Here is an 11879-nt window from a genome sequence, read left to right on the forward strand (position 1 = left end):
GGCGAATCCAAGGCGCGCCGCGCATCGGACCTGAAATGACACCACTCAAACGGGAAACAGACCCTGCGCCGGATGATCGGCGGTCGCCGACATCCAACCGATGACGTACAGGGCGAAAGCCGCCGCGACAAGCCCGTCAACACGATCCATGACGCCGCCATGGCCCGGGATCAGCGCACCCGAATCCTTGCGGCCGTGGCGGCGTTTGACCCAGGACTCGAACAGGTCGCCGGCCTGGGAGACAATCGAAAGCACGAGCGCCACCAGGCCGAGCAATGCCAGATTGCCGACACCGGCAGCGGCGGCAAGGATCAGCCCCGCAACGACACCGCCGACGGCGCCGCCGAGCGCGCCGCTGCGTGTCTTGCCGGGCGAAATCGACGGCGCGAGTTTCGGGCCTCCAACGGCACGGCCAACGAAATAGGCAAAGATATCGGTGGCCCAGACGACCGCGAACAGGAACAGGATGGCAATGAGGCCTGAACGGTCGCCATCGCGCAGCAAGGCGAGCGACAGGCCGGAAACGGCGGCGTAGGCAAGGCCGCTCGCATCCCATTGCCCGGTCTTGCGAACCGAAGCGGCAATCGCCGTCGCGGCAACCATGACCACGACAAGCGGCAACAGCCAGGAGGCGGCAAGGCCGCCAATCAGGGCGCCAATCAAGACAACCAGCAGCGCTTCCGGCAGGAAACCCAGACCCGTCGCCCCGGTTGGGCGCGACATGCGGGTCCATTCATAGAAGATCACCGCCACCATCACGGCGCACAGCAGCCGGAACGGCAGACCGCCGAGCCAGGTCAAGCCAAGGGTGATGATGGCAAGCACGACAGCCGAAACGATACGCAGCTGGAGATTGCTCATCCCGCAGCCGGTCGCGAGGCGACGTCCTGGGGCCCAAGTCCGCCGAAACGGCGTTCGCGGCTGGCAAATTCGCGCAGGGCCTCGGCAAGGTGCTCGCGGCTGAAGTCGGGCCAGTAGCAAGGCAGGAAGACGAGCTCGCTATAGGCGGCCTGCCACAGAAGGAAGTTCGACAGCCGGAGTTCGCCGCTGGTGCGGATGACCAGCTCCGGGTCGGGAATGCCTTGCGTGTCGAGAGCGCCGGCAAAGCTTTCGGCTGATATCGCCTCGCTGTCGAGTTCGCCACGCGCCACGGCTGCGGCAAGCTTGCGGGCCGTGCGCACGATCTCGTCGCGTCCGCCATAGTTGAAGGCGATCACCAGCGTCAGCGCTTCATTTGCGGCGGTCAGCGATTCGGCCTCGTCGAGCAGCCCCCTGATGTCGGACTGCAGCCCTGCCCTGTCGCCGATGATTCTGACCCGCACGCCGCTCTGGTGCAGATCGGCCAGATCACGGCGGATGAACAGTTTCAGGAGGCCCATCAGGTCACTGACCTCGGACTTCGGCCGCGACCAGTTCTCCGACGAGAAAGCGTAGACGGTCAGATAGGAGATGCCGAGCCCGGGTGCCGCGCGCACCGTCTTGCGCAGCGCCTCGACACCGGCACGGTGGCCAGCAAGACGGGGCATGCCGCGCGCCTTGGCCCAGCGTCCATTTCCGTCCATGATGATCGCGACATGCGCGGGCGTTGCCATGTTCTCGCTTTCGGGTCAGCCGCTGGCCAAAACCCTAAACCTGCATGATTTCAGCTTCCTTATCGGAAAGCAGGTGGTCGATGGTGCTGATCGTTTCGTCGGTGAGTTTCTGGACCTGGTCCGAGCGCTTGCGCTGATCGTCCTCGCTGATGTCGCCGTCCTTTTCCGCCTTCTTAAGGAAGTCCATGCCGTCGCGGCGCACATGGCGCGCGGCGACACGGGCGTTTTCGGCGTAGGTATGCGAGATCTTGACCAGTTCCTTGCGGCGCTGTTCGTTGAGTTCCGGCAGCGGAATCCTGAGGTTGGTGCCGTCGACGATCGGGTTAAAACCGAGATTGGATTCGCGGATGGCGCGGTCGACCGCGCCGACCATCGACTTGTCCCAGACCGATACCGAGATCATGCGCGGCTCCGGCACCGAAACGTTGGCCACCTGATTGATCGGCATGGTAGTGCCATAGGCCTGCACCTGGATCGCGTCGAGCAGATTGCTGGAGGCGCGACCGGTCCGTAGCGAAGCCAGGTCATGCTTGAACGCGGCGATTGCCCCATCCATGCGCCGCTTGAGGTCGTCGTACTCACCACTCATCTTTATCTCCTCGACCCGTCTAGCGCGGGTTCACTGCTTCGGGGCCGTGTTCGAGCCTGATTTTCGAAAACCGGCTTCCCCTTTTTCGGGATCAGGCCCGGATCAATCGTCCGCGACGACCGTGCAGCGGCCGCCGCCCCTCAGAATATCGCCGAAACCACCTTTTTCGTGGATCGAATAGACGATTATCGGAATGTTGTTTTCGCGCGCAAGTGCAATCGCTGCCGTATCCATGATGGAAAGGCCGCGATTTATGACTTCGCCATGGCTGATGCGCTCGAAACGCGTCGCATTCGGGTCCTTCTTGGGGTCCGCCGAGTAGACGCCGTCGACCTGAGTGCCCTTGAACAGCGCGTCGGCGCCGATTTCAGCCGCGCGAAGTGCGGCAGCCGAATCAGTGGTGAAGAACGGATTGCCGGTGCCGCCGGCAAAGATCACCACCTTGCCCTGGTTCATGTAGGCGGTTGCTTGGCGCTGCGAAAAGCTCTCGCAAAGCTCGGGCATGGCGATCGCCGAAAGCACCACGGCGTCGACGCCGATCTTGTTCAGAGATGTGCGCAGCGCCAGCGAATTGATGACCGTGGCAAGCATGCCCATATGGTCGCCGGTGACGCGGTCGCCGCCCTTGGAGGCAACGGCCACGCCGCGAAAGATGTTGCCGCCGCCGATGACGACGCCGACCTCGATGCCCAGTGCGCGAGCCTCGGCGATATCGGCAGCGATGCGATCCACCACTGAAACGTCGATGCCGAAATGCTGTTCGCCCATCAATGCTTCGCCCGACGCTTTCAGCAAGACACGTCGGTAGAGGGGCTTCACCGTCATCTGGGCCTCGTCATTTTGCATGTGGCGCGTTCCGGGTGGCTACCACCCTCGCGCAGGCGCTGCCTCGAAACAATGGCGTTCCGATACACGAAGGGCGCCGCGATGTCACGCGGCGCCCAAACGGCAAATTCGTGGGTGTCCTGCCCGATCGATCAACTGGTGGACACGCTGGCCGGCTCTCCTTCGATGAGCACCGGCGACGCGTAGCCGGAGGGCTTGTCGCCGGTTGTCGCGCCGCCGGCAACGCGCCCCTGTATATGCGAGCCGAAATAGGAATAGGGAAACGGCGCTGGAGTTCTGCTGACCTCCTCCAGCCGGTCGCGAAGCCCCGCGGGAATCTCGAAATCCAGCGCGCCAAGATTGTCCTGCATTTGGTTGAGCGTCGTCGCACCGAGGATGACGGTGGCGATGCCCGACTGCGTCGCCGCCCAGTTGAGAGCGACCTGGGGCATGCTGCGGCCGAGCTCGGATGCGACCTTCTCGAGTTCGGCCACGACGGCCCAGTTGCGCTCCGTGAACTTCTGGAAGCCCGGATGCGTGGAGTTGCGAAACCCGTCCAGCCGGCCGGTGTTTCCGGCCTGGACCGGTCGATATTTGCCGCTCAGCAAACCGCTGGCCAGCGGGCTCCAGACCATGATGCCGGCGCCGTGGCGCGTGCCGAATGGCACGAATTCGTTCTCGATCGCGCGTTCGACCAATGAGTATTCGAGCTGCAGCGCCGAAACCGGCTCATATCCGCGCAACTCGGCGATCGCCTGTGCCCGGCCCGCGTACCAGGCCGGCACATCGGACAGGCCGACATGGCGCACCTTGCCCATCCGCACCAGGTCGTCCAGCGTGCGCATGACCTCTTCGGCCGGCGTCAGCCTGTCCCAGACATGCATGAGATAGAGATCGATATAATCGGTGCCCAACCGCTTCAGCGAAGCATCGACGGCCCGCATGATGTTCTTGCGGCCGTTGCCGCCAGCATTCGGATTGCCGGGTTGCATGTTCATGGTGAACTTGCTGGCGATTACCGCCATGTCGCGCAGCCCGCGCTCGGCAATGAATTCGCCAAGCCAGGCTTCGGCCGTGCCGCCGGTGTAGAGGTCTGCCGTGTCGAAGAAATTGCCGCCCGCCTCGACATAGGCGTCGAAAATCGCCCGCGCCGTGTCCCTGTCCGCTCCCCAACCCCATTCCTTGCCGAAAGTCATCGTGCCCAGGGCCAGCCGGCTGACCCTGAGGCCGCTGTTGCCAAGAGTGTAATAGGTCATGGTCATGATCGTCTTCCAATGCTTGGTGATGGATGCCCGATGCGTCACTGGCCCGGGGTCGTCTTGACCCAGGGATTGCCGCGCTCATGCGTCATGCGGAACGTGAAGCCATCGACCTTCCAGCCACCGGCGGAACGCGTCAAGTGATGCCCATAGGTGCCCCAGACTTCCCAGAGCGGGTCGCCATTGCCTTCCATCCGGTTCCAGGCATAGCCGTTCGACAGGACAGTCGCCGTGTCCGTGTCGAGAACGACCTGGTGATTGGTGCGCAGATGCAGGCTTGTCTTGCTGCCCTTGAGGTTGGCCGCCCAGGCGCCGATCAGATCGTCGGAGGCGATATTGGCCGCAGGCTGTCCGGAGAGACTGCTGAAGTCGGCAGTGACCCGATCCGCGAAATAGCTGCGTGCAAGCTTCCAGTCCTGGGCGTCGACGGCACGGTCGATGGCATCGGCGATGCGGATGACGGCGTGTTCGGCTGAGAGCGCCTGCCAGTCGGATGGTTCCGCCCCGCCGGCGTCGATCGGCGCCAACGCCATGCCTGCCGCGAAAGTTACGTGCTTTAACGCATTCATGTCTCGTCTCCTCGATGCCATCAGCCGATCGCCGATGTGTTGGCGACAATGTGGACTGCTGCCTTGGCATCGATAAGATTGCATTGTTCGCAAAGACCATGCGATATCATTCATGAATGGATCGCGATCTGCTCAGCCATCTCCCTGTCGTGGTCGCCGTTGCCCGGCGCGGCGGCTTCGCGCTTGCGGCTGCCGAACTCGGCATGAGCCCTTCGGCGGTCAGCCATGCGGTGCGCATTGTCGAAGAGCGGATCGGCCAGCCCCTGTTCGCACGCACGACGCGCAGCGTTTCGCTCACCGAGGCCGGCAAGGCGCTGGTGGAAACGGCGGCCCCTGCCCTCCAGGATATCGCCGAGCGGCTAGACCGTATTCGCAGCGTCAAAGGCAGGCCGTCTGGCCTGCTCAGGATCAACGCCTCTAACGTCGCGATACCTTTGGCGGTGACGCCGGTCGTCGCGGCGATGGCCGAGCGCTATCCGGAGGTTACGGTCGAGGTCTTCGCTGACCAGGGTCTGGTGGATATCGTCGGCGAAGGTTTCGATGCCGGCATCCGGCTTGGCGAGATGATCGCTCAGGACATGGTTGCGGTCCGGCTGACGCCGCCATTCTCCGTCGTCATCGTCGCTTCGCCCGCCTATATCGGAAGGCGCGGCCGTCCCGGCAGCGTTGCCGACCTGGCGAACCACAATTGTATTGGCTACCGGCTTGTCCGCTCCGGCGCACTCTATCGCTGGGATCTGATCGAGGATGGCAAGGACATCGCCATGGAGACGCGGGGCAGCGTTGTCGTGACGGATTCGCTCGCGGCAATCGACCTTGCGCTTGCAGGCGTCGGGCTCGCCTATATGTTCGAGCCGCTGGCGCGCGCCGATCTTGCCGCCGGCCGCCTTGTTCAGGTGCTGCCGCAGACGGCGATCGAGGAGCCGGGGCTATTCCTCTATTTTCCGCGCCGGGCTGCGATGGCACCGAAGCTCAGGGCCTTCATCGACACCGCACAAGAAATCGGCCGGGCGTCCCTGCGGACACCCGGCCGATTTGCCTGAGTTCGTTAGCCCCGGAAGGGGCTATTTCTTGACCGCAGCCGCGACTTCCGCGGCGAAGTCGGTCTCTTCCTTCTCGATACCCTCGCCCAGCGCGAAGCGCAGATAGGCGGTGATCTTGGCCGGCGCCCCGATCTCCTTCTCGGCATCCTTCAGCGCCTTCTCGACAGTGATGTCGGGATTGAGCACGAAAGCCTGCTTCAGGAGCACGACCTCTTCGTAGAACTTACGCAGGCGGCCCTCGACCATCTTCTCAATGATCGCTTCCGGCTTGCCGGACTGACGCGCCTGGTCGGAGAAGATCGCCTTCTCGCGCTCGATAGCCGCCGGATCCAATTCCTCGGTGGTCAGCGCCATCGGGCTGGTGGCCGCGACATGCATGGCAACCTGACGGGCAAACGCATTGGCTGCATGCTCGTTGCCGGTCGTCTCGATCGCAACCAAAACACCGAGCTTGCCGAGACCATCGGCCACCGCGTTGTGGACGTAGGTGGCGACAGCGCCGTGCGGAACGGTGAGCTTCGCGGAACGACGGAAGCTCATGTTTTCGCCGATGGTGCCGACGGCGTCCTTGATGGTGTCGGCAACCGACTTGTCGGAACCCGGATACTTTGCGGCGGCTACAGCCTCAGTCGTACCATAGGCCAGGGCAACCTTGGCAACCTTGGCGACGATTTCCTGAAACGCGGCATTGCGGGCAACGAAGTCGGTCTCGGAATTGACTTCCACGACGGCAGCTTCGCGCACCCCGTTGTCGACGCCGATCAGACCTTCAGCGGCGGTGCGACCTGCCTTCTTGTCGGCCTTGGAAATCCCCTTCTTGCGCAGCCAGTCGACGGCCTCTTCCATGTTGCCGTTGGTCTCGGTCAACGCCGCCTTGCAATCCATCATGCCCGCGCCGGTCAAGTCGCGGAGTTCTTTGACCTGTGCAGCCGAAATGCTCATTGTCGCCTCTTTGTTTTAAATGCACCGACGCACCATCGGTATTCGATGGTGCGTCTGTTTAGCGTGCCAAAATATGAGAAAGATGAAGGCCGCAACCGGCCTTCGATTATCAAGCTTCGGGGGCTTCCGACGCCGGGGCCGGAGCCGGATCGAGCGCTGGCTCGACCGGAGCTTCGACCGAAGCGCCGACGTCGACGCCGAGCGCGCCCTGCTGGCGGGCGATGCCATCGATCGCAGCCTTGGCGATCAGGTCGCAATAGAGCTGGATGGCGCGGGCCGCGTCGTCATTGCCAGGGATCGGGAAGTCGATCTTGTCCGGATCGCAGTTCGAATCGATGATGGCGACGACCGGGATGCCGAGACGCTTGGCCTCGAGGATGGCGATCGCTTCCTTGTTGGTGTCGATGACGAACATCAGGTCGGGCGTCGAGCCCATGTCCTTGATGCCGCCCAGCGCCTTATCGAGCTTCTCGCGCTCGCGGTCGAGGTTGAGACGCTCCTTCTTGGTCAACCCTTGCGCCTCGCCGGCCAGCATCTCGTCGAGCTTGCGCAGGCGCTGGATCGAGTTCGAGATCGTCTTCCAGTTGGTCAGCATGCCGCCGAGCCAACGCGAGTTGACATAGTACTGAGCCGAACGCTGTGCCGCATCGGCGACGATGTCGGACGCCTGGCGCTTGGTGCCGACGAACAGCACGCGGCCGCCCTTGGCAACCGTGTCGGAAACCTGCTTCAGCGCCTGGTGCAGCAAAGGCACCGTTTGGCTGAGGTCGATAATGTGGATGTTGTTGCGAGCGCCATAGATGTAAGGCGCCATTTTCGGGTTCCAGCGGTGGGTCTGGTGGCCGAAGTGAATGCCAGCTTCCAAAAGCTGGCGCATGCTGAAATCAGGCAGTGCCATTCAAAGTTCCTTTCCGGTTAGCCTCCACGGACACAGGCATTTTTGGACTTTGTCCTCGAACGCCACCGGAGGTTTCAGCCGGATTTCTCCCGGGCAGACACCAAAGTCCGTGTGTGGAATGAGCGCGCATATAGAGGGGATGCGCGACAAACGCAAGCGCCGCGGGATCTGTGGTGCGGTATGCGGCGATCCGCGCCTTGGCGTCAGCGCTTTATCTTCCCGTTCCGCACCCGCACCCGCCGGAAGATCGCGACGATCTCCTCGCGGCTGCATTCGATGGCGCCGAGCCGCACCGCTCGGTCGCGCTCGAAGCCGGTTATGTCATAATGCGGCGCCGATGTCTTGGGCGGCCCCTGATAGGATGAGCGCTTGATACCGAGCTGTAAGGCAAAGCGATGCAACTCGTCGGTGTCGTCGGCCAACAGATGGCACCAGCGATGGCCGGCCCAGTTCCAGATCGCTGCGTCGACATAGACTGCCATGAAACTTGCTGTCTGCCTTCCATCCGTCACGACAGTCGGCCTATGGCCCGTCCGGATGTCAGTGACGATAGAATGGATTCGGATAGAAAATGAAGCTGCCTTTGGCTGCAAGCTCGGTCACGGTGCTGGTGATGGCTTCCTGCATGCGACGGTGCAACTCGGCAACCGCATCGTCGATCGAGCCCGTATGCTCATGCAGGCCGAGTGGATCAGGCACCCGGATGTGGGCGCAACGCGGCCCGGCCGGTTGCGGAATGAACCGGTTCATCGTGTCACGCAGTCCGCCCCGGCAATAGTCGTTGCGGATACGCTTCAGGTGTTCGGCGATCTCCTCCTGGGTGATGCGCGGGTTGGCCGAGGCCCAAGACCCAACGCGTTGCAGCCTCTGGACCGCGTCGGCGAGCGTGCGGACCTGCTTTTGCCCTTCCGCATCGCCGGTGTTTTCGCGCTGCCAGCGACGCGCCCGCCGCAGAAGCTCGGTGGTGTCGGTGATGGCAGCGTCGGATGAGATGCTTTCGCCGAGCCGGCGGCCGAGCTCGGTGACCAACGCCTGCTGGCGCTCGGCATATGTCGCGCCGTCGTCGGACGGCATGCCCCATGTGGCTTCGTCGCGGGCCAGCAGCGTCGAATAGATATGGTGGATGCGCTGCGGCAGCGTGTCGGTCGCGTGGCGTTCTATTTTCAGGCTTTTCTCGACATAGGCGCATTCCTTCGCCAGCGCGGCCTCAACATTCCTGATGAAGGCAAGCTTCCAGACGACAGGCGTGATCCAGACCTTGAAATCCGGATCCGTGGCTCGACCGCGCTTGAGGGCCTCAAGTCCCATCTCGACGGCACCCGGCAGCAATGGTGCAACGATGTTGGCATGCCAGCCGACGCCGCCTTCGGGATGCAGCAGCACGCCGTGACCTTTCAAGGCCCAGGCAACGGAGTGTTCCTTGGCTGCCCCGCTGTTGCCGGGAATCTGGGCGATCAGATTGTTGGCCAGCCAGAATTTCTGCATCAGCCGGCCAAGACCGTTGACGACACCGTTCGTCGCCCATGAGGCCGTAAGCGGGCTGACCTGCGACACGATCTCCTTGTCGATCATCCAGTCGGTGAAGAACTCGGGATGGTTGGGCGTGATGAAGGTCGCCTTCCCTGCCCCGCAACTGGCCTTCAGCCGCTCGAGATCAGCGTCGGGAAAGTCGATGTGACGGACATTGGCGACGCCGCGCAAACCGGCCAGGCGGTTGAACGGCAACAGATCACGTAACCCTGGAATGCCGTGCAGCATGACGATCCGGTTGACGGATGTCATGGCCCTGATCAGTACAGGATTGGGCCGCGGCGCCACGAAGACATCGATCTTGCTCAAGCTGCTTCCCCCTTGCGCCTGGACGCTGGGGTCAGAGGTTGAGACGCGATTGCGGCACGTTCAAGTCGTTCGCCACGAACACGGCTTCTCGTGGTCAATCAACCTACCCGCTGATGCACTATTTCGTCGGGCAGGGTTTTGTCTGGTCGAACAGCGACAAGTTGACCAGCTTGCCGGTCATCGAGAAGTCGCCATAGTCCATGACGAGATCGCGGGTGATGCCGTTCTCGTGCAGCTTGAAGCTGATGCGGTATTCCGGCACCTCTTCGCCTGTCTTATCGGTGCCGTCGAAATAGGCGATGTCGACCGGCCAGTATTTGTCGGTGGCGAGCTTCGCCAGCGCCGAAGCCTCCGGGTCGGCCTTATCGGCCTCGGTTTTCTTGCCGACGACGACAGTGGTGGTCAGCACCTTGTTGGCGTCTTCGGAACCGTCGAACAGGTTGGTTTCGTAGAAGTTCTCGCCCTTTTCGGCCTTGCCGATCAGTTCGACCAGATGCTGGGTCGGAAATTGCGTGGCAGCGAGCTCGACGCTGTTCTTTTCAGGCTTGTCGATATCGACCTTCAGGCCCTTGGTCTGCTTCGTGGCGACGCCCTTGACCTCCTTGTCGAGGTTCTGGTCGACGAAGGATTTCGTCACGAATGAAAAAGTCTTGCCTTCGGCGTCCTCGAAAGTGGTCGTCTGCTGATCCGTCAGCCTGGTGTTGTCGGCAGTGACGATCTGGGTGACGAAGCGGAATTTCACCGTATAGCCTTCGCAGGCCGAGCCGTTGAACTCATAGACCATGCGGCCGGATATGCCTGTGATGCCGGACTGATCGGAAGCCTTCTTCAGGGTAAGGTCGTAGACGGCACGATGGGCTTGCAGCGCTGGTGCGGCAAACGCAGGGCCTATCGACAAAACCCCCGACAGCAGGACGGCATGGAATGCGAGGCGCGTTGCGCGCATGAGGTACTCCGATCGTCGCGACTGATGGCAGGCCGCAGGGAAAGATGGTCCAGCTTAAAAAAAGTCATGGCGGAAGCGAGGCAAAAATAGCAATTTCGGCCCGGCCAGCGCGGCGTCACCAAGCAATAGGGAAATACCATGAGTGAAACAATCGAAAAGCGGCTAAGCGATCTGGGCGTGACGCTTCCTGTCGCCGCCGCGCCCGCCGCCAACTACGTGCCCTATTGCAGGACCGGCAATCTGCTGTTCACCGCCGGGCAATTGCCGCTCAAGGACGGCAAGCTGCAGGCGAGCGGGCTGCTTGGCCGCGATGTCGACACGGCAAGCGGCAAGGACGCCGCAAAGTACTGCGCGATCAACATCCTGGCGCAGGCCAAGGCAGCGCTCGGCGACCTCGAGAAGATCCGCCGCTTGGTGAAGATCACCGTTTTCGTCGCCTCGACGCCTGAGTTCGTCGAGCAGCATCTGGTTGCCAACGGCGCCTCCGATTTCCTGGTCGCGGCCCTTGGCGAGCGCGGCAAGCATGCCCGTTCCGCCGTCGGCTCCGCCTGCCTGCCGCTTAATGCCGCAGTGGAAATCGAAGCCATCTTCGAAGTCGAATGAGCCAGGGGACAATTATGACCGACCTATCCTGGCTGACCGCCCGGCCCGTCGCCCATCGCGGCTTCCACGACATGAACAAGACGCGCTGGGAAAACACGCTTTCCGCTTTTGCCGCGGCTGCCGAGCGCGGCTATGCGATCGAATGCGACGTGCATCTGTCGTCCGACCGCGTTCCCGTCATCTTCCATGATGGCGATCTCAAGCGCCTGACCGGCCGGGACGGCTTCGTCTGGCAGCGCACCGCGGCGGAACTGGCGTCGTTCAAGGTCGGCGGCACGGCGGACCATGTGCCGACGCTGCAGGAAGCGCTCGACCTGATCGACGGCCGCGTGCCATTGGTCGTCGAACTGAAAGGCGTGCCCGGCTATGACGAAGGCTTGGTGGCAAGCGTCGGCAAGATGCTCAAGCGCTACAAGGGCAAAGCCGCGATCATGTCGTTCGATCACTGGCTGGTCCGCGATTTCCCGAAGGATGCGCCAGGCATTCCGGGCGGACTGACCGCCTATGGCAGGGACGTCAAGCTGATCGAGGCGCATTTCTCCATGCTGGCGCACGACATCGCCTTCACCTCCTATGCCGCCGGCGACCTGCCGAACCGGTTCGTCAGCTTCGTGCGGGAAAAGCTGAAAATGCCTGTCATCACCTGGACCGTGCATGACCAGCCCGCGGTCGACCTGACCTTTAGATATGCCGACCAGATGACCTTCGAGGGCTTTGAACCCGATCTGGTCAAAGTCGCCTGAAGTCGAGTGTCTGAAACGTGACTTGTACCAA

The 11879-nt window shown here is 62.5% G+C and carries 14 protein-coding genes; 3 read left to right on the forward strand and 11 right to left on the reverse strand.

Annotated features, from left to right (window positions below):
• Positions 1–45: 45 nt before the first annotated feature.
• From ACFOJ9_RS15965 to ACFOJ9_RS15990, 6 genes are all read right to left on the reverse strand, one after another.
• Complete coding sequence (locus ACFOJ9_RS15965; RefSeq protein ID WP_378979756.1) at positions 46–861, reverse strand: phosphatidate cytidylyltransferase; 816 nt, start codon at positions 859–861, stop codon at positions 46–48.
• Positions 858–1592, reverse strand: coding sequence for an isoprenyl transferase (locus ACFOJ9_RS15970; RefSeq protein WP_378979758.1), 735 nt, complete (start codon positions 1590–1592; stop codon positions 858–860). Before ACFOJ9_RS15970 ends, ACFOJ9_RS15965 begins: the two co-directional genes overlap by 4 nt.
• A 34-nt stretch (positions 1593–1626) precedes the next feature.
• Positions 1627–2181: a ribosome recycling factor gene (gene frr / locus ACFOJ9_RS15975; RefSeq protein ID WP_013531759.1), complete on the reverse strand. Its 555-nt coding sequence runs from the start codon at positions 2179–2181 to the stop codon at positions 1627–1629.
• Positions 2182–2283: 102 nt separating this feature from the next.
• Complete coding sequence (gene pyrH, locus ACFOJ9_RS15980; protein ID WP_082525466.1) at positions 2284–3006, reverse strand: UMP kinase; 723 nt, start codon at positions 3004–3006, stop codon at positions 2284–2286.
• A gap of 152 nt (positions 3007–3158) precedes the next feature.
• Positions 3159–4268: an aldo/keto reductase gene (locus ACFOJ9_RS15985; RefSeq protein WP_378979761.1), complete on the reverse strand. Its 1110-nt coding sequence runs from the start codon at positions 4266–4268 to the stop codon at positions 3159–3161.
• A gap of 38 nt (positions 4269–4306) precedes the next feature.
• Positions 4307–4834, reverse strand: a complete 528-nt coding sequence (locus tag ACFOJ9_RS15990) for a nuclear transport factor 2 family protein (RefSeq protein WP_378979763.1) — start codon at positions 4832–4834, stop codon at positions 4307–4309.
• A gap of 116 nt (positions 4835–4950) precedes the next feature.
• Between ACFOJ9_RS15990 and ACFOJ9_RS15995 the strand changes: the two genes are divergently transcribed.
• Positions 4951–5877 carry a LysR family transcriptional regulator gene (locus ACFOJ9_RS15995; RefSeq protein WP_378979765.1) on the forward strand — a complete coding sequence of 309 codons (927 nt, stop codon included), beginning with the start codon at positions 4951–4953 and terminating at the stop codon, positions 5875–5877.
• Between the two features lie 21 nt (positions 5878–5898).
• Here the strand turns inward: ACFOJ9_RS15995 and tsf are convergent, their stop codons facing one another.
• The 5 genes from tsf to ACFOJ9_RS16020 form a co-directional block, all read right to left on the reverse strand.
• Positions 5899–6819 carry a translation elongation factor Ts gene (tsf, locus tag ACFOJ9_RS16000; protein WP_378979766.1) on the reverse strand — a complete coding sequence of 307 codons (921 nt, stop codon included), beginning with the start codon at positions 6817–6819 and terminating at the stop codon, positions 5899–5901.
• A 109-nt stretch (positions 6820–6928) separates the two neighbouring features.
• Positions 6929–7717 (reverse strand): 30S ribosomal protein S2, encoded by a 789-nt coding sequence (rpsB, locus tag ACFOJ9_RS16005; RefSeq protein WP_378979768.1) that lies wholly within the window; start codon positions 7715–7717, stop codon positions 6929–6931.
• A gap of 203 nt (positions 7718–7920) precedes the next feature.
• The gene (locus ACFOJ9_RS16010) at positions 7921–8199 is read right to left on the reverse strand and encodes a DUF4031 domain-containing protein (RefSeq protein ID WP_378979770.1); all 279 of its coding nucleotides are present in this window, start codon (positions 8197–8199) and stop codon (positions 7921–7923) included.
• Between the two features lie 58 nt (positions 8200–8257).
• Positions 8258–9556 carry a hypothetical protein gene (locus ACFOJ9_RS16015; RefSeq protein WP_378979772.1) on the reverse strand — a complete coding sequence of 433 codons (1299 nt, stop codon included), beginning with the start codon at positions 9554–9556 and terminating at the stop codon, positions 8258–8260.
• Between the two features lie 118 nt (positions 9557–9674).
• Positions 9675–10502 carry a cell envelope integrity EipB family protein gene (locus ACFOJ9_RS16020; protein ID WP_378979774.1) on the reverse strand — a complete coding sequence of 276 codons (828 nt, stop codon included), beginning with the start codon at positions 10500–10502 and terminating at the stop codon, positions 9675–9677.
• A 138-nt stretch (positions 10503–10640) separates the two neighbouring features.
• Here ACFOJ9_RS16020 and ACFOJ9_RS16025 point away from each other — a divergent pair, with 138 nt between their 5' ends.
• Together ACFOJ9_RS16025 and ACFOJ9_RS16030 are read left to right on the forward strand one after the other, a co-directional pair.
• A complete protein-coding gene (locus tag ACFOJ9_RS16025) occupies positions 10641–11105 on the forward strand; it encodes a RidA family protein (RefSeq protein WP_378979775.1) in 465 nt (154 codons plus the stop codon).
• A 14-nt stretch (positions 11106–11119) separates the two neighbouring features.
• Positions 11120–11848: a glycerophosphodiester phosphodiesterase gene (locus ACFOJ9_RS16030; protein WP_378979777.1), complete on the forward strand. Its 729-nt coding sequence runs from the start codon at positions 11120–11122 to the stop codon at positions 11846–11848.
• The last annotated feature ends 31 nt before the right edge of the window (positions 11849–11879 follow it).

This window comes from Mesorhizobium cantuariense, assembly GCF_042647205.1.
GTDB classification, from domain to species: domain Bacteria; phylum Pseudomonadota; class Alphaproteobacteria; order Rhizobiales; family Rhizobiaceae; genus Mesorhizobium; species Mesorhizobium cantuariense.

Bases quoted from the DNA above. Each gene is read 5' to 3' on its own strand.
- frr (WP_013531759.1), bottom strand. From the start codon at position 2,181: ATGAGTGGTGAGTACGACGACCTCAAGCGGCGCATGGATGGGGCAATC.
- ACFOJ9_RS16020 (WP_378979774.1), bottom strand. From the start codon at position 10,502: ATGCGCGCAACGCGCCTCGCATTCCATGCCGTCCTGCTGTCGGGGGTT.
- ACFOJ9_RS15985 (WP_378979761.1), bottom strand. From the start codon at position 4,268: ATGACCATGACCTATTACACTCTTGGCAACAGCGGCCTCAGGGTCAGC.
- ACFOJ9_RS15965 (WP_378979756.1), bottom strand. From the start codon at position 861: ATGAGCAATCTCCAGCTGCGTATCGTTTCGGCTGTCGTGCTTGCCATC.
- tsf (WP_378979766.1), bottom strand. From the start codon at position 6,819: ATGAGCATTTCGGCTGCACAGGTCAAAGAACTCCGCGACTTGACCGGC.
- ACFOJ9_RS15970 (WP_378979758.1), bottom strand. From the start codon at position 1,592: ATGGCAACGCCCGCGCATGTCGCGATCATCATGGACGGAAATGGACGC.
- rpsB (WP_378979768.1), bottom strand. From the start codon at position 7,717: ATGGCACTGCCTGATTTCAGCATGCGCCAGCTTTTGGAAGCTGGCATT.
- ACFOJ9_RS16025 (WP_378979775.1), top strand. From the start codon at position 10,641: ATGAGTGAAACAATCGAAAAGCGGCTAAGCGATCTGGGCGTGACGCTT.
- ACFOJ9_RS16030 (WP_378979777.1), top strand. From the start codon at position 11,120: ATGACCGACCTATCCTGGCTGACCGCCCGGCCCGTCGCCCATCGCGGC.
- ACFOJ9_RS15990 (WP_378979763.1), bottom strand. From the start codon at position 4,834: ATGAATGCGTTAAAGCACGTAACTTTCGCGGCAGGCATGGCGTTGGCG.
- ACFOJ9_RS16010 (WP_378979770.1), bottom strand. From the start codon at position 8,199: ATGGCAGTCTATGTCGACGCAGCGATCTGGAACTGGGCCGGCCATCGC.
- ACFOJ9_RS15995 (WP_378979765.1), top strand. From the start codon at position 4,951: ATGGATCGCGATCTGCTCAGCCATCTCCCTGTCGTGGTCGCCGTTGCC.
- pyrH (WP_082525466.1), bottom strand. From the start codon at position 3,006: ATGACGGTGAAGCCCCTCTACCGACGTGTCTTGCTGAAAGCGTCGGGC.